Source organism: Microbacterium pseudoresistens (assembly GCF_013409745.1).
Taxonomy (GTDB): domain Bacteria; phylum Actinomycetota; class Actinomycetes; order Actinomycetales; family Microbacteriaceae; genus Microbacterium; species Microbacterium pseudoresistens.
The window spans coordinates 671,231-686,363 of the sequence record NZ_JACCBH010000001.1 but is presented as its reverse complement, the minus strand read 5'-3'; the positions used below and the strand labels follow the sequence as shown (position 1 = coordinate 686,363).

Here is a 15,133-nt window from a genome sequence, read left to right as displayed (position 1 = left end):
GTGGACATGGATCTCGCAACACTCTGGTTCGGCATCATCGCCTTCCTCTTCGTCGGCTACTTCGTGCTCGACGGCTTCGACTTCGGCGTCGGCATGTCGCTGCCGTTCCTCGGCGGCGTCGGCAAGAACACGGACGACGTCACGCGACGGCAGATCATCAACACGATCGGCCCGGTGTGGGATCTCAACGAGACCTGGCTCATCGTCGCCGGCGCGTGCCTGTTCGCCTCGTTCCCGGAGTGGTACGCCTCGCTGTTCAGCGGCTTTTACCTCGCGCTGCTGCTCATCCTGCTCGCCCTCATCCTGCGTGGCGTGTCGTTCGAGTACCGGCATCAAGGCAAGAGCGAGCGGTGGAAGGCCGGCTTCGACCGGATGATCGTGATCGGATCGGCCGTGCCCGCGTTCCTCTGGGGCGTCGCCTTCGCGAACATCGTCCAGGGCGTCGCGCTGGACGAGCGGCACGTCTACACCGGCACCCTGTTCGACCTGCTCAACGGCTACGCGCTGCTGGGCGGACTCACCACTCTGCTGCTGTTCTTCACGCACGGGGTCACGTTCGTCGCCCTGAAGACCGACGGTCAACTGCGCGCAGATGCCCGTCGGCTCGCCCTGCGCGCGGGACTGGCGACCCTCGTCGTCGCCGCCGCGTTCCTCATCTGGACGGTGATCGCGCACTTCTCGGTCGTCGTGCTCGTGCTGGCCGCGCTCGCCGCCGTGTCGCTCGTGCTCTCGATCGTCTCGAACCTGCGGGGGCGCGAGGGCTGGGCGTTCGCGTTCGGCGCGCTGACCACCCTGTTCGCGGTGGTCACTCTGTTCGCGGCACTGTTCCCGAACGTGCTGCCCTCGACGATCGATCCGGCCTTCAGCCTCACGATCGAGAACGCCTCGAGCACCGAGTACACCCTGCAGATCATGAGCTGGACGGCGCTGGTCGCCCTGCCGCTCGTGCTCCTGTACCAGGGGTGGACGTACTGGGTGTTCCGCAAGCGCGTGACCCGCACCTCGATCGAGGGAGCGGCCGCGCACGCGTGAAACCCGTCGATCCGCGCCTTCTCAGCTACGCCGCGGCCGCGCGGGGGTTCTTCGCGCTCGCCGCGGCGCTCGGCGTGCTGCAGACCGCCGTCGTCGTCGCGTTCGCATGGTTCCTCACGGATGCCGTCACCGGCGCCATCGCCGGGCGCCCGGTGCTCGCATCCGTGGTGTGGATGCTCGCCCTCGCGCTGCTGCGGGGTGCGCTGATCGCCGCATCCGATGTCGCCGGGATGCGGGCGGCGGCGGCCACGGGTGCGCAGCTGCGCCGGGCGCTGATCCGGGCGATCGGGGCGCTGGGCCCCGGATGGCTCGCCGCGCGCAACCGGGCGGCGCTGGCGGTCACGGCCGGGCACGGACTCGAGGCGCTGGATGCGTACTTCGCGAAGTACATTTCGCAGCTCGTGCTCACGGTGATCGCGACGCCCGTGATCGTCGCCGTCATGTGGTGGCAGGACTGGCAGAGCGGCCTCATCGCAGTCATCACGCTGCCGCTGATCCCCGTGTTCATGGTCCTCATCGGAGTCGCCACGCGCACCGTGCAGCGCAGGCAGTGGCAGACGCTGCAGCATCTTGCTGCGCGGTTCGCCGACACCGTGCAGGGCCTTGCGACGCTGCGGCTGTTCGGGCGGGAGCGGAGGGCTGCCGCGCAGATCGAGGCGACGGCCGATCAGTACCGCCGCGAGACGATGACCGTGCTGCGGTTCTCCTTCCTGTCGGGGTTCGCGATGGAGCTGCTCGCCTCGCTCGCCGTGGCGCTGATCGCCGTGGCGGTGGGGTTCCGGCTGCTCGCCGGAGACCTGACACTCGAGGTCGGGTTGTTCGTGCTGCTGCTCGCCCCCGAGGCGTTCCTGCCGATCCGCCAGGTGGGCGTGCAGTTCCACGCCGCCGCCGAGGGAGTGGCCGCGACCGACGATGTGTTCGCGGTGCTCGACGCCGCGCAGGACGCCCCTCGGTCGTTGAACCAGCGGAGCGAGGCGAGACACGGCGACCTCTCTGCACCGGCTCTCACCCTCGCCGACGTGCGCGTGCGGCACGGCGAGCGCCTCCTCCCGCCCGGCTCGCTCATCGCGGAGCCCGGCACGATCACGCTCCTGGAGGGGCCCAGCGGATCGGGCAAGTCGAGTCTCATCGCTGCGCTGCGCGGTGCGGCCGCGTTCGAAGGCGAGGCGAGCGTCCGCGGCGTCGACGTGCGCACGCTCGCTGCGGCGGACTGGCTCGCGTGGGCGGGCCAGGTACCGGGTCTGCTGCGCGGCACCGTCGCGGCGAACGTCTCCCTCGGCAGCGCTCCGGATGCCGATGCCGTCCGTGACGCCCTGCGCGACGCCTGCGCCGATGACATCGACCCGGCGCAGGAGCTCGGCGTGCAGGGCGGCGGACTCTCGGGCGGGCAGGCGCAGCGGGTGGCCGTCGCGCGGGCGCTGTACCGCCACGCGGCAGGCCCGGCCCGCATCCTCGTGCTCGACGAGCCCTCGAGCGCGCTGGATGCCGACACCGAGTCGCGCCTGTGGCGTGCGCTCCGCGACCGCGCCGACGCAGGCGCCACGATCCTGCTCGTCTCGCATCGCCGAACGGCGCGAGACATCGCCGACCAGGTTGTCCCCCTGGGAGTGAGCGCATGACCGCGGCGACGGTCCGCAGCATCTTGCGTCTGGCGCAGCCGCCGATGCGGCGATTCCTTCCCGGGCTCATCTGGGGGGTGCTCTCGTCCGCGGCCGCCGTATCGCTGCTCGCCGTCAGCGGCTGGCTGATCGTCAGCGCATCGATCGTCGACTCGCTCGTGCCGCTGTCGGTCGCCATCGTCGGCGTGCGCTTCTTCGCGGTCTCGCGCGCCGTGTTCCGCTATCTCGAACGGCTGGCCGGGCACGACGCCGCGCTGCGCCAACTGGCGACGACGCGGTCCGACATGGTGCGCCGGCTCATCCCGCTCTCGCCGGCCGGCCTCGGGCGGGCCGATCGCGGCCGGATGCTGTCGGCGCTCGTCGACGATGTGGAGAACCTGCAGAACCTTCCGCTGCGCGTCGTGCAGCCTCTCGCCGTCGCCGGCGTCGTGGCGATCGGGTCGGTGGTGTTCATCGCGGTCGTCTCGCCGCCCGCCGCCCTCGTGCTCGCCGCGTGCCTGCTCACCGCGGCCGCCGTGGCGATCGGGCTCGGCCGGATCTTCGGCTCCCGCGCAGAGGAGCGGGTCTCGCGCGATCGCGCCGAGCTGTCGGCATCGCTCGTCGACTATCTGGGCAGCCTCGATGTGCTCCTCGCCTACGGCGCCGAAGACGAGGCGCGTGAGCGGATCGAGCGGGCTGACGCGGCGGTGCGCCGTACCGTGTCGCGCGCATCGCTGGCGCAGGCGATCGCGGCGGGCGTCGTCTCGCTGCTCGCCGGGCTCGCCTCGGCGTGGGCCGTGGTGGCCGCATCGCCCGGCTTTGTGACCGGGGCGATCGATGGCCCGTGGCTCGCCGTGGTCGTGCTCGTGCCGATGGTCGTGTTCGAGGTGTTCGGGGCGGTTCCGGTTGCCGCCTCGTCGTGGCGGAACGTGCGCGCGAGTGCTGAGCGCATCGTCGGCGCGCTGCCGTCGGAGATGCCGGGCGAGCTCCGCCCGGATGCCGGATCCGACGACGCCCCGACCGGCACCGCACTGCGCCTGCGGGATGTGCACGCATCCTGGCCCGGCGGGGCGCCCGCGCTGCGCGGCGTCTCGCTCGATCTCGCGCCCGGGGAGCGTGTGCTCGTGTCGGGTCCGAGCGGGGCGGGCAAGAGCTCGCTCGCCTCGGTGCTCGTCGGCTTCCTGCGTGCGGACGGCGAGTACGTCGTGGGCGATACGGATGCCGCCGACCTCAGCGGCCCCGCGCTGCGTTGCACGATCGGGCTGTGCGAACAGCATCCGCAGCTCTTCGATGAGGACATCAGGCAGAACCTGCTTTTCGCGCGCGACACCGCCACCGATGACGACCTGCTCGCGGTGCTCGGACGTGTGGGGCTCGGCGACTGGGTGCGCGAGCGCGGCGGACTGGATGCCCGGGTCGGCGACCGGGGAGCGCTGGTCTCTGGCGGGCAGGCGCAGCGCATCGCGCTGGCCCGGGCCCTGCTGCGGGGATTCCCCGTGCTCGTGCTCGACGAGCCGACCGCCGGCGTCGATCCCGAGGCATCCGATGCGCTGCTGCGCGACCTGTTGGATGCTGCGGGCGAGCAGTCGGTGCTGCTGATCTCGCACGTCGCGCCGCCGGAGGGCATGGTCGACCGAATCGTGCGTATCGAGGCCGGACGCACCGTGTGAGCGGCCGCTGACGAACGGCCGCGCGCGGTTCAGCCCAGCGGTGCGGGCGGCTCCATGACGATGCCCTGTGCCTCGAACGCCCGGCGGCGCTCTTCGATGCGCCGATGCAGTTCGAGTTGCGCGTCGTCGACGGTCTGCTGGTCGAGCTCGACCGTGGCGGCGTGCGGATCGCCGTGGCCGGCGGCGATGTAGGCGTCGAGCTCGGGGCCCGACGTCCACGACGTGATCAGCGCGTAGCGCGGGGCGTCGCCCGGGTGCCACACGGCGTGCCAGAAGCGCTGGGTGTCGACGATGATGCGTGAGCCGGGTTCGAGGGGGAGGCGCACCTCGCTCGCCGGGTCGAAGCGATCCTGGCGCAGGATGAGCAGCGAATCGGAGTCGTCGGTGAGGTTGAAGAAGGCGCGCACCACCCAGCCGGTGCCTTCGGCGTTGAGGCGATTGTTGTCGTCCTGGTGCAGGTTGTAGATCGCGTCGGCGTAGGTGTTGGGCTGCAGTTCGATGACACGGCAGCGGCCGATGTTCGCGCCCGGTTCGGATGCCCGTCGCGCGAGCACCGGGGCCTTGCGCACCTGCTCCTCGATCCACACGCCGTCCTTGTCGGTGCGCGGGGGCGTGTGATTCCAGAAGCCGTTGCAGTCGAGATCGCCCGCGTAGCTCGTCAGCGGGGCGAAGCGCGTGATGCCGGAGGAGCGCCAGGGCACGTAGTCGAGGTCGAGCCACTCCGCCGGGTCGGCGTGCTGGTCGTAGCGGTCGAGCACGACGTAGCCCGTCTCGTCCAGGGCGTGCGAGCGGATGAACGGCATGGCGGCGCTCCTCTCGTGCGGATTGGCTGGCTCTCCGGCATCAGGTTCTTAGGTAATCCTAACTCGCGTTGTGAGCGGGTGCAGGGGCGGCGGGAGCGTGATTCGCGCGCGGGGCGATCGTCCCGTAAACTTGTCTGCGGTGACGTGTCCGAGCGGCCGAAGGTGCAACTCTCGAAAAGTTGTGTAGGGTAACCCCCTACCGTGGGTTCAAATCCCACCGTCACCGCCAAATCGAAGGCCCCGACTCCCATAGAAAACATTGGGGAGGCGGGGCCTTCGTCATGTCCGGAGGGCGGGGCGCGGAACGGGATTAGGGTTATCGGCCACAGAGTCTGGCGACGCCTCGTGCTGGACACGAGAGCCAACCGGCTCGGGAAGCCCGTCTCGCAGAGGGGATGAGCGCGCGAACCGTGGCAGACTGGGCGCATGCACGGATACGACGAGACCTTCAGGCTACGGCGATTGCCGTAGCCCCTGTTCGTCCTCGCCGAGGGCCGCGGGCAGGGGCGTTCAGCCTCGGAGGTTCCCGTGTCTCGCACAGACGCCCACGTTCCCGTTCCCGTTCGCATCGTCCGCGGCGATCTCGCCGCCGTCGCCGATCACAATCACGCCACGGGCGAGTGCGACCTTCCGCCTCGCGGGCACGGCGTCGGTGACTGGCGCGCGACGACGCGCTGTCGGTGGATCTTCCTGTTCACCGGCACCTTCGTCTGCCCCTGCGAAATGTGCCACGCCGGTGGCGCCCACCGTGCCGAGCGACGCCGCTCCCGCCACGACACGGCGGCGTCCGCACGCCGCGCGGTGCGCCGCTGGAACAGCGGCGACCGTCTGCTCGAGTGACGGGTGCGCGACCGCGTCCCGGCGCAGAATCCGCAGGGTGCATGCGAATCGCCGTATCGTCCCCGCACAGGCGGAGTGCACCTCCGGCCACCGGCGAGGTGGAGGGGGAACCCCACCGACAGGGCTGACTTCCGCCGACCGAGGCGCGCCGCGCGACCCGTTCGCGTCGTGGAACCGCTCAGCGCACCCCCGGCATCGGGGTGGTCGTGTCGATCGCCTCGCGCAGCGGACCGCGCATCGCGCGCCAGTAGTGCACGGGCGTCGCACGCACGAGCGTGTCGATCAGCCGCGATTCCCGCCCGATCATCGTGCGTGCCTTGCGCCGGATCGTTCCCTGCACGATCCGCTCAGCGGCATCGGCCGGGTCGGTGTGGTACATCGCGGCCTGGGCGGCGGCCGCGCGCGCGGCGACCGCCGGATCGATCGCGCCCGCGTATCTCCCGTGCAGGATGATGCCGGTGCGCACCCCGGCCGGGTACACCGCTCCGACGGTGACCGAGGTCTCTTCCAGCTCGTGTCGCAGCGCTTCCGAGAACGCGCGCACGGCGAACTTGCTCATCGCGTAAGGGATGCGTCCCGCCGGTGCCGCCAGCGCGTACACGCTGGCCATGTGCGTGATGTGGGCATCGGGCGCTCGCCGCAGCGCGGGCAGCAGGGCCTGCGTGATCGAGACGGTGCCCCACAGGTTCACGTCCATGAGCCAGCGCATCTCCTCCATCGTCAGCTGATCGAGGGATCCGAGCATCGACGACCCCGCGCAGGTGATGAGCGTCTGCACACCCGGATGCGCCGAGACGATGTCCGCGGCCGTGTCGGCGACGGCATCGTCGTCGCGCAGATCGACGGTGTGCGTCGTCACCGTGACCGCGGGATGGGCGGAGCGGATCTCGGCGGCGAGGCCCTCGAGCTTCTCGCCGTCGCGGTCGATGAGCGCGAGATGCGCGCCGCGTGCGGCGAGATTGCGTGCAACGTCGGCACCCATGCCGCTCGCGGATCCGGTGATGACGCTCGTGCGTCCGGCGACCTGAAGGCGTCGCATGGTGCTCCCTCTGACGCGTCGGGTGCGCGTCGTCCTCGCGCCGGGCATCCGTGCCGCGGCGCACTGTCCCTATTTTCTCCCACTCGCGCGTCGGGGGGAACGGGTACCCTCGATCACGAGGAGGGTGCGGTGGGACGGACTGCGGATGCGATCGCCGAGGGTGTCGCCATCGCCACGTCCGCCGCGCGCCTGACGGTGCGCAATCACATCCTCGTCGGAACGATCGCGCGAGGTGGTTCCTTCGACGTCGAGCGGTACATGAACGACGCCCGCGACGCCGTGATCGCGCTCGCCGTCGAGTCGGAGCAGGCTGCGGAGCTGGCCACGTCGATGCGCAAGCGCGCGCACGGCCGATACTCCGACCCCGCCGGCACGCACGATTACCGCGACCGCGATGTGCGCAACCTCAAGCGGCGCGCGAAGCAGTCGCTGGGAGTGGCGGCCAAGCTGCGGGAGCTGGCCGACGACCCGATGGCGCTGCGCGATCTCGTCGAGCACGCGCGAGGCGCGGCGTGGGCGGATGTCGCCAACAACCTGCAGCGGCGCCTCGCTGTGGAAGGCATGCGACCCGATCAGGATCCCGACTACGAGAGCATGCGGGATGCGCGGATGCAGGCGTTGCGCCTCGTCGATCTTCAGGCGCTGTCGTCGCAGCAGCGGGTACGCCGCAAACGCGAGCAGAAGGCCGAGAAGACCACTGTCGACACCTCCGCGAATGCCGCGGACTGAGCGGCCTCGCGGATTCGCTTCAGGGTCTGGCGTGGGGTATTGTTGACGAGGCCCGCGCGAGCGGGAGGCGCCCGCAAGGCGGCCTGCGCCTGTAGCTCAATGGATAGAGCATCTGACTACGGATCAGAAGGTTGGGGGTTCGAGTCCCTCCAGGCGCACACTGTGTTGAGACAGTAGACGATCCCCCCTCGCGGAAGCGGCGGGGGATTCGTCGTCTCACCTGCGCTCGAGCAGGAGCCGCGTCGCCGGGTCGCGTTCGACGAGGCCCGCGGCCGTGGCGATGATCGCCTGGCGCATGGCCTCGGCCGCGCGCGGCGGGGTGACATCGGTGCGATGCGCGAGGCTTACTGTGCGCTCCAGTCGCGGGGCGATGAGGCGGGCCGAGCGCAGGCCCGGCCGGTCGTGCAGCACCATGGCGGGAACGAGCGCGACGCCCAGTCCCCGCTCCACGAAGCGCAGCACGGTATCCATCTCAGCGCCCTCGATGATGGGCGAGGGGGTGAGCCCGGCCGCTCGGAAGGCCGCATCCGCCGTGGCGCGCAGGCTGTAGCTCTCGGCGAAGGCCACCAGCGGCAGTGTGCTCAGTGTCTCTAGGTCGATTTCGGCGGGCGGCGCCCCCTCGCGGTGTGGCAGCAAGTGCCCGTGCGCGGAGGCGACGACGACGAGCTCCTCCGCGAGCAGCGGCGTGCGGGTGAGGCTGACGCCCGGAGCGGGAGCCTCGTCGGATGCGGTGATCAGGGCGAAATCGATGGCGCCGACCGCCAGCTGGTCCAGCAGCAGACGCGAGCCGCCTTCCACGAGCTGCAGTTCGACGCCCGGATGCGCGGCGTGGAAGTCGGTGACGGCTTCGGCGACGATGCTCAGGCAGAGAGTGGGCGGAGCGCCCAGGCGCACCCGCCCGCTGCGCAGCCCCCGCAGCTCTGACATGTCTTCGCGCACGGCATCGGCCTCGGCGAGCATGCGCCGCGCGCGCGGGAGCAGCGCCTCGCCGGCGGCGGTGAGCGCGATGTTCCCCCGCGCCCGGTGGAATACCTCGGCACCCAGCTCCTGCTCGAGCGTGGAGATCTGCCGGCTCAGTGACGGCTGGGCCAGGTGCAGTTGCTCCGCGGCGCGGGTGAAATGGCCCGTGCGGGCGATCGCGACGAATCCACGCAGCTGATCCAGGTTCATACGTTCATGCTATCAATACAAGCGGAACAATGCATTGGAGTAATGCGCCGCTCCTTCCTAGCGTGGATGCCATGACCACCCCCGAACGACAGATCTCCACCACCGTCCTCGTGATCGGTACCGGCGGCTCGGGCCTGCGCGCCGCGATCGAGGTCGCGGAACGCGGCGTCGATGTGCTCGCCGTCGGCAAGCGGCCCCGCCACGACGCGCACACGGCGCTCGCCGCGGGCGGCATCAACGCGGCGCTGGGAACCATGGATCCCGAAGACAGCTGGCAGCAGCACGCCGCCGACACCATCATCGAGAGCTACCTGCTCGCCAATCCGCACACGGTGGAGGTGGTCACGCGCGGCGCCGAACGGGGCATCGCCGACCTCGAGCGCTGGGGGATGGACTTCGCCCGCGAAGACGACGGCCGCATCTCGCAGCGCTTCTTCGGCGCACACACATTCCGGCGCACCGCGTTCGCCGGCGACTACACGGGGCTGGAGATCCAGCGCACGCTGGTGCGCCGCGCCGAACAGCTCGACGTGCCGATCCTCGACGGGGTCTACATCACCCGCATCCTCGTCGATGACGGCGTCGTCTTCGGCGCCTACGGCTTCGACCAGGAAGACGGCACGCGCTACCTCATCCACGCCGATGCGGTGATCCTCGCTGCGGGAGGGCACACCCGAATCTGGCGCCGCACGTCGTCGCGCCGCGACGAGAACACCGGCGATGCGTTCCGGCTCGCGGTCGACGCGGGCGCGCGGCTGCGCGATCCGGAACTCGTGCAGTTCCACCCCTCGGGCATCATCGAGCCGGAGAACGCCGCCGGCACGCTCATCTCCGAGGCCGCGCGCGGCGAGGGCGGCGTCCTGCTCAACGCCGAAGGGGAGCGATTCATGCAGCGCTACGACGCCGAGAGGATGGAGTTGTCCACCCGCGACCGCGTGGCGCTTGCCGCGTACACCGAGATCGCAGAGGGGCGGGGCACCGAGAAGGGCGGCGTGTGGCTCGACGTCTCGCATCTGCCGCGCGAGACGATCATGACCCGGCTGCCGCGCGTGTATCAGACGATGCTCGAACTGCAGATGCGCGACATCACGGTCGAGCCGATCGAGATCGCACCCACCGCGCACTACTCGATGGGCGGGGTCTGGGTGCGGTCGGAGGATCACGGCACCGGTATCGGCGGGCTCTACGCCATCGGTGAGGCCTCCAGCGGACTGCACGGGGCGAACCGGCTCGGCGGCAACTCGCTCATCGAGCTGCTCGTGTACGGACGGATCGTGGGGCGGGCCGCGATCGAGCACGCGCGCGGGCTGGATGCGCAGCGCCGTTCGGCCGAGGCTGTCGCCGTCGCCCGCGCCGAGATCGACGACCTTCTCGTAGCCGACGGACGCGAGAACGTGCGCGCCCTGCAGCGTGCGATCCGCGACACGATGACCGCGCACGCCGGCGTCGTGCGCTCCGAGGAGGGGCTGCGTGCGGGCCTCGAGCGGCTGAAAGCGATCGAGGAGCGGATGGCCGACGTCGGCATCCATCCCGACATCGCCGGGTTTCAGGACCTCGCACACGCCTTCGACCTGAAGGGGTCCGCGGTGGCGGCTCGCGCCACGCTGGAGACCGCACGCGAGCGGCGCGAGACCCGCGGCTGCCACAACCGCAGCGACTACCCCGAGACCGATCCGGCGCTGCAGGTGAACCTCGTGTGGTCGCCGACCGACGGCGTGACGCGGGAGGAGATCCCGCCCGTTCCGGACGAGATCTCCGCCCTCATGCGCGAGGTCTCCACTGCCGGCAAGCTCGTGGAGTGACGCTGCGCTCCCGGTTCGGGTACAGATGGCTGAGCGTCGTCCTCGTGCGCGGGACAGATGGCTGAGACCCACCCTCCGCCCGAGGTTCGAACGGCTGAGCCGGGGCGGGAGTCGTGCCTGATCCACCGCCTGTCGCCCCCAGATCGCCCGTTCACTCAGCCGTCCGTACTCGGTGCTCCCGATGACTGTCAGCCATCTGTACCTGTGGAGTCTGAGCCTTTCAGCCATCCGTACCCTGGGGCGTAGGCTGGGCCGCAGAAACCCCAGAGTGGTCGACGGAAGGAGCCACGTGTCGCGCATGGACAAGGTCTTCGACATGAGCGTGGCGCGCGTCTACTCGCTGTACGTGGAGAAGGTCGAGCACAAGGGGCGCACTCGGGCCGAGCTCGATGAGGTGATCCGCTGGCTCACCGGTTTCGACGACGAGGCGCTGCAGCAGCGGCTGGATGAGGGCACGTCGTTCCGTGACTTCTTCGCCGAGGCGTCGCTGAACCCCAAGGCCTCGCTCATCACCGGCGTGGTCTGCGGGGTGCGCGTGGAGGACATCGACGATCCTCTCACCCAGCGCATCCGCTACCTGGACAAACTCGTCGACGAGCTCGCCCGTGGCAAGGCGATGGAGAAGGTCCTCCGCGCGTAGTCGCATCGGGGCGTAGCCTGGTCGGGTGACTGCGTACGTCTCGGCCTTCGACCTGTTCTCCATCGGAGTCGGACCCTCCAGCTCGCACACCGTCGGCCCGATGCGCGCGGGCGGCGAGTTCGCCGCGCGGCTCGCCGCAGACGGGGTGCTCGACCGCGTCACCGGCGTCACCTGCGCACTCTACGGCTCGCTCGGCGCCACTGGCCTCGGCCACGGCACTCCGGATGCCGTCGTCGCCGGCCTGCGCGGTCTCGCCCCCGAGACCTGCGATCCCCACGACGTGCGCGCCGCCTGGAGCAACTGGCCGGAGGGGGCGCGCCTCGACCTCGACGGCACGCACCCGATCGCCTTCACGAAGGGCGACATCACCTTCGAGCCGCGCACGCGCCTGCCCGGGCATCCGAACGCCATGACGCTGCGTGCGCGAGACGCCGAGGGGTCGCTCGTCGCCGAGGAGACCTACTACTCCGTGGGCGGGGGGTTCATCCGCCGCGACGGCGAGGAGACCCAGATCGGCGGGCACGAGTTCCCCTTCGCCTATGACGACGCCGAGACCCTGCTCGCACTGTGCGATGAGAACGGCCTCACGATCGCCGAGCTCGCCCGCCGCAACGAGACCGCGATCCGGCCGGAGGAGCGCGTGGCGGCGGGGCTCGATGCCATCTGGGATGCGATGGCCGCCTGCGTCGACGCGGGCCTGCACTCCGACGGCACGCTGCCGGGCATCCTCAAGGTCAAGCGGCGCGCGGCGGCGATCCGCGAGCAGCTCGAAGAGGCAGAGGCCGAGGGGCACCGCGAACTGCCCGGCGAGTGGCTGGGCGCCTTCGCGCTCGCTGTGAACGAGGAGAACGCCGCGGGCGGTCGGGTCGTCACGGCACCGACGAATGGCGCGGCAGGAATCCTCCCCGCCGTCGCGATGTACTGGTGGCGCTTCCTCGCCGATTCCGGGCTCGGCATCGGCAACGCGGTGACGCCGCATGGCGAGCTCGTCGGCAGTGCACTGCTCGGCTTCGGCGATTCGGTCACGATCGACGAGGTCGATGTGGATGCCGCCGAGCACACGCTCGACGACGGGGCGCGCGCCGAGGCGAATCGCCGCCGTGGCATCCGCCGCTTCCTGCTCACGGCCACCGCGCTCGGCTCGCTCTTCAAGGCCAACGCCTCGATCTCGGGCGCTGAGGGCGGTTGTCAGGCCGAGGTGGGCTCGGCGTGCGCCATGGCCGCAGGCGGCCTCACCGCCGTCATGGGCGGCACCAACCGCCAGATCGAGAACGCCGCCGAGATCGCGATGGAGCACCACCTCGGCCTCACCTGCGACCCGATCGGCGGGCTCGTGCAGATCCCGTGCATCGAGCGCAACGCGATCGCCGCCGCCACTGCCGTCACCGCGACGCGCCTCGCACTGCGCGGCGACGGCAGCCACTACGTGTCGCTGGATGCCGTGGTCGAGACCATGCGTCAGACGGGCCTTGACATGTCGACGAAGTACAAGGAGACCAGCGAGGGCGGGCTCGCGGTGAACGTCATCGAGTGCTGAGCCACTGCGCTCATGGCCCCACATCCGGGCGGAGGGACGGGTGCTGAAATGGGGCGCGCGTCTAGGCTGACGGCATGGCGAGCATCCGGGGCAGGGGGCGACCGCGCGGCGAGACCCGCACGCGGGAGCGCATCCTCGCCGCCGCCGTCGACGAGTTCGGGGAGCACGGCTACGACGCCGCGACGATACGGGCGATCGCTGCGCGCGCCGAGGTCGACTCCGCGCTCGTGCACCACTACTTCGGCACGAAGGGCGACCTGTTCGCCGAGGCCGTCGGGTTTCCGGTGCGCCCCGATGTGGAGGTGCCGCGCATCCTGCACGGGCCGCGCGATGAGGCGGGAGAGCGCATCGTGCGCTTCGTGCTGGAGGCATTCGAGCGGCCCGAGGTGCGCAAGCGCGGCGTGATGATCATCCGCACCGTCGTGGGCGGAAAGCTCGCGGCGCCGCTGGCCACCGCCTTCCTCACCCGCGAGCTGCTGCCCCGGATCGCGCAGGAGCTCGACGCCACGGATGCCGAGCTGCGGGCATCGCTCGTCGCCTCGCAGGTGGTGGGGATGATCGTCGCCCGATACGTCGTGCGGGCTCCCGCGATCGCCGAGGCCAGCATCGATGAGCTCGTCGCCCGGATCGGCCCGACCGTCCAGCGCTACCTGTTCGACTGAGGCGATCCGCGCAACGGATGCCCTTGACCCTGGCCTGCCGCAGATCCATAATTCATCACATGATGAATAATCTCGCAGTCGAGGTGGCGGGCCTGCACGTGCGGCGCGGGCGCACGCCCGTGTTCGACGGGCTCGACGTCGGGATCCGGGCCGGTGCCGTCACCGGTCTGCTGGGTCCGTCGGGATGCGGCAAGACCACGCTCATGCGCTCCATCGTCGGCGTGCAGCGGGTGCGCTCCGGCACGGTCACCGTGCTCGGCCAATCGGCGGGATCCGCATCCCTGCGCCGACGGGTCGCCTACGGCACCCAGGGCGCGGCCGTGTACGACGATCTCACCGTGCGCGAGAACCTGCAGTATTTCGCTGCGATCCTCGGCGCCCCGCGCGGCGATGCGGATCGGGTGATCGACGAGGTCGGGCTCTCGGCGCAGGCTCGCCAGAGCGTCGACGACCTCAGCGGCGGCCAGCGTGGCCGGGTGTCGCTCGCGGCGGCGCTGCTGGGCGAGCCCGAGCTCATCGTGCTCGACGAACCGACCGTCGGTCTCGACCCGGTGCTGCGCGTGGAGCTGTGGGAGCTGTTCCGCCGCATCGCCGAGGGAGGGGCGACGCTGCTCGTCTCCAGCCACGTGATGGATGAGGCCTCGCGCTGCGATCGCCTGCTGCTCATGCGCGCCGGCCGCGTGATCGCCGACACCACTCCGGCCGACCTGCTCGCCGATACGGGAGAGGCGGATGCCGAGGCGGCGTTCCTCGCCCTCATCGACCGCGATCTCGCCGACCAGTCTGAGAGCGCATCCGACGCTCACCCGCAATCGCGTCGAGAACGACGTGCCCGGGCGGGACGAGCATCATGAACGCGCGGCGCATCTTCGCCACCGCGGGGCGCGTGCTCAACCAGCTGCGCCACGACCCGCGCTCGATCGCGCTGATGCTCGTCGCGCCGAGCCTGCTCGTGGGCCTGTTCGCCTGGCTGTTCGCCGATCAGGAGGGCGTGTTCGACCGGGTCGGCGGTGCGATTCTCGCCCTGTTCCCCTTCATCCTCATGTTCCTGCTCACCTCGATCACCACGCTGCGCGAGCGCCGGTCCGGCACGCTGGAGCGGCTCATGACCACGCCGCTGGGCAAGGCCGACTTCATCCTCGGATACGCGCTCGCGTTCGGCATCATGGCGATCCTGCAGGCGATCATCACCGTCGCGTTCGCCGTCTTCGTCTGCGGCCTCGAGGTCGACGGGCCGCTCTGGCAGCTGGGCCTCGTCGCCGTCGTCGACGCCCTGCTCGGCACAGCCCTGGGGCTGCTGGCCAGCGCCTTCGCGCAGACGGAGTTCCAGGCCGTGCAGTTCATGCCGCTGCTCGTGTTCCCGCAGATGATCCTCGGCGGGCTGTTCATGCCGCGCGATCAGATGCCCGATGTGCTCTACGCCATCTCCGACTGGCTGCCGCTGAGCCACGCGATCGATGCGATCCAGGCGGTCGCCGCGGGCGCCGAGGGGTGGGATGTGTGGGGCCCGGTGCTCGCGGTGGCCGCATTCGCCGTCGCCTTCCTCGTGCTCGCCCCGCTCACCCTCCGCCGTCGCACCGTGTGACGCCCGTCGGCTTTCTCGGCGGCCCG

14 protein-coding genes and 2 tRNA genes are annotated in these 15,133 nt (G+C 70.6%); 13 read left to right on the top strand and 3 right to left on the bottom strand.

Annotation, left to right across the window (positions count from 1 at the left end; genetic code table 11):
• Positions 1–6 precede the first annotated feature (6 nt).
• Genes cydB through cydC form a run of 3 tightly spaced genes read left to right on the top strand, consistent with a single transcriptional unit; the run spans position 7 to position 4,300 of the window.
• Positions 7–1,032 carry a cytochrome d ubiquinol oxidase subunit II gene (gene cydB, locus BKA02_RS03320; RefSeq protein ID WP_179431287.1) on the top strand — a complete coding sequence of 342 codons (1,026 nt, stop codon included), beginning with the start codon at positions 7–9 and terminating at the stop codon, positions 1,030–1,032.
• Positions 1,029–2,651 carry a thiol reductant ABC exporter subunit CydD gene (gene cydD, locus BKA02_RS03315; RefSeq protein ID WP_179431285.1) on the top strand — a complete coding sequence of 541 codons (1,623 nt, stop codon included), beginning with the start codon at positions 1,029–1,031 and terminating at the stop codon, positions 2,649–2,651. The genes cydB and cydD overlap by 4 nt, the downstream gene beginning before the upstream one ends.
• Positions 2,648–4,300: a thiol reductant ABC exporter subunit CydC gene (cydC, locus tag BKA02_RS03310; protein WP_179431283.1), complete on the top strand. Its 1,653-nt coding sequence runs from the start codon at positions 2,648–2,650 to the stop codon at positions 4,298–4,300. The genes cydD and cydC overlap by 4 nt, the downstream gene beginning before the upstream one ends.
• Before the next feature lie 29 nt (positions 4,301–4,329).
• On the opposite strand, the gene BKA02_RS03305 is transcribed toward cydC, so the two are convergent.
• Positions 4,330–5,103, bottom strand: coding sequence for a hypothetical protein (locus BKA02_RS03305; RefSeq protein WP_179431281.1), 774 nt, complete (start codon positions 5,101–5,103; stop codon positions 4,330–4,332).
• Between the two features lie 138 nt (positions 5,104–5,241).
• On the opposite strand from BKA02_RS03305, the gene BKA02_RS03300 reads away from it, so the two are divergent.
• A tRNA-Ser gene (locus BKA02_RS03300) sits at positions 5,242–5,332 on the top strand.
• 299 nt (positions 5,333–5,631) lie between these two features.
• A complete protein-coding gene (locus BKA02_RS03295; RefSeq protein WP_179431279.1) occupies positions 5,632–5,943 on the top strand; it encodes a hypothetical protein in 312 nt (103 codons plus the stop codon).
• A gap of 178 nt (positions 5,944–6,121) precedes the next feature.
• Here the strand turns inward: BKA02_RS03295 and BKA02_RS03290 are convergent, their stop codons facing one another.
• Positions 6,122–6,982, bottom strand: coding sequence for an SDR family NAD(P)-dependent oxidoreductase (locus BKA02_RS03290; protein WP_179431277.1), 861 nt, complete (start codon positions 6,980–6,982; stop codon positions 6,122–6,124).
• A 129-nt stretch (positions 6,983–7,111) separates the two neighbouring features.
• On the opposite strand from BKA02_RS03290, the gene BKA02_RS03285 reads away from it, so the two are divergent.
• Together BKA02_RS03285 and BKA02_RS03280 are read left to right on the top strand one after the other, a co-directional pair.
• Positions 7,112–7,711 (top strand): asparagine synthase, encoded by a 600-nt coding sequence (locus tag BKA02_RS03285; protein WP_179431275.1) that lies wholly within the window; start codon positions 7,112–7,114, stop codon positions 7,709–7,711.
• A gap of 85 nt (positions 7,712–7,796) precedes the next feature.
• Positions 7,797–7,869: transfer RNA gene (locus BKA02_RS03280), tRNA-Arg, on the top strand.
• Positions 7,870–7,927: 58 nt separating this feature from the next.
• Here BKA02_RS03280 and BKA02_RS03275 read toward each other — a convergent pair.
• The gene (locus tag BKA02_RS03275; RefSeq protein WP_179431273.1) at positions 7,928–8,881 is read right to left on the bottom strand and encodes a LysR family transcriptional regulator; all 954 of its coding nucleotides are present in this window, start codon (positions 8,879–8,881) and stop codon (positions 7,928–7,930) included.
• Positions 8,882–8,952: 71 nt separating this feature from the next.
• On the opposite strand from BKA02_RS03275, the gene BKA02_RS03270 reads away from it, so the two are divergent.
• The 6 genes from BKA02_RS03270 to BKA02_RS03245 all read left to right on the top strand — a co-directional run bounded on the left by BKA02_RS03270 (position 8,953) and on the right by BKA02_RS03245 (position 15,107).
• Positions 8,953–10,683 carry an L-aspartate oxidase gene (locus BKA02_RS03270; RefSeq protein WP_179431271.1) on the top strand — a complete coding sequence of 577 codons (1,731 nt, stop codon included), beginning with the start codon at positions 8,953–8,955 and terminating at the stop codon, positions 10,681–10,683.
• Positions 10,684–10,981: 298 nt separating this feature from the next.
• Positions 10,982–11,323 carry a DUF2200 domain-containing protein gene (locus BKA02_RS03265; RefSeq protein WP_179435163.1) on the top strand — a complete coding sequence of 114 codons (342 nt, stop codon included), beginning with the start codon at positions 10,982–10,984 and terminating at the stop codon, positions 11,321–11,323.
• 25 nt (positions 11,324–11,348) lie between these two features.
• Positions 11,349–12,860: an L-serine ammonia-lyase, iron-sulfur-dependent, subunit alpha gene (locus tag BKA02_RS03260; RefSeq protein WP_179431269.1), complete on the top strand. Its 1,512-nt coding sequence runs from the start codon at positions 11,349–11,351 to the stop codon at positions 12,858–12,860.
• Between the two features lie 74 nt (positions 12,861–12,934).
• Positions 12,935–13,522: a TetR/AcrR family transcriptional regulator gene (locus tag BKA02_RS03255; protein WP_179431267.1), complete on the top strand. Its 588-nt coding sequence runs from the start codon at positions 12,935–12,937 to the stop codon at positions 13,520–13,522.
• 59 nt (positions 13,523–13,581) lie between these two features.
• Positions 13,582–14,376, top strand: a complete 795-nt coding sequence (locus BKA02_RS03250; RefSeq protein ID WP_179431265.1) for an ABC transporter ATP-binding protein — start codon at positions 13,582–13,584, stop codon at positions 14,374–14,376.
• Positions 14,373–15,107: an ABC transporter permease gene (locus tag BKA02_RS03245; protein ID WP_179431263.1), complete on the top strand. Its 735-nt coding sequence runs from the start codon at positions 14,373–14,375 to the stop codon at positions 15,105–15,107. The genes BKA02_RS03250 and BKA02_RS03245 overlap by 4 nt, the downstream gene beginning before the upstream one ends.
• The last annotated feature ends 26 nt before the right edge of the window (positions 15,108–15,133 follow it).

Excerpts from the sequence above, each read along its gene's own strand:
- BKA02_RS03270 (WP_179431271.1), top strand. The coding sequence starts at position 8,953 with ATGACCACCCCCGAACGACAGATCTCCACCACCGTCCTCGTGATCGGT.
- BKA02_RS03275 (WP_179431273.1), bottom strand. The coding sequence starts at position 8,881 with ATGAACCTGGATCAGCTGCGTGGATTCGTCGCGATCGCCCGCACGGGC.
- BKA02_RS03305 (WP_179431281.1), bottom strand. The coding sequence starts at position 5,103 with ATGCCGTTCATCCGCTCGCACGCCCTGGACGAGACGGGCTACGTCGTG.
- cydC (WP_179431283.1), top strand. The coding sequence starts at position 2,648 with ATGACCGCGGCGACGGTCCGCAGCATCTTGCGTCTGGCGCAGCCGCCG.
- BKA02_RS03245 (WP_179431263.1), top strand. The coding sequence starts at position 14,373 with ATGAACGCGCGGCGCATCTTCGCCACCGCGGGGCGCGTGCTCAACCAG.
- cydB (WP_179431287.1), top strand. The coding sequence starts at position 7 with ATGGATCTCGCAACACTCTGGTTCGGCATCATCGCCTTCCTCTTCGTC.
- BKA02_RS03290 (WP_179431277.1), bottom strand. The coding sequence starts at position 6,982 with ATGCGACGCCTTCAGGTCGCCGGACGCACGAGCGTCATCACCGGATCC.
- BKA02_RS03250 (WP_179431265.1), top strand. The coding sequence starts at position 13,582 with ATGATGAATAATCTCGCAGTCGAGGTGGCGGGCCTGCACGTGCGGCGC.
- BKA02_RS03265 (WP_179435163.1), top strand. The coding sequence starts at position 10,982 with ATGGACAAGGTCTTCGACATGAGCGTGGCGCGCGTCTACTCGCTGTAC.
- BKA02_RS03255 (WP_179431267.1), top strand. The coding sequence starts at position 12,935 with ATGGCGAGCATCCGGGGCAGGGGGCGACCGCGCGGCGAGACCCGCACG.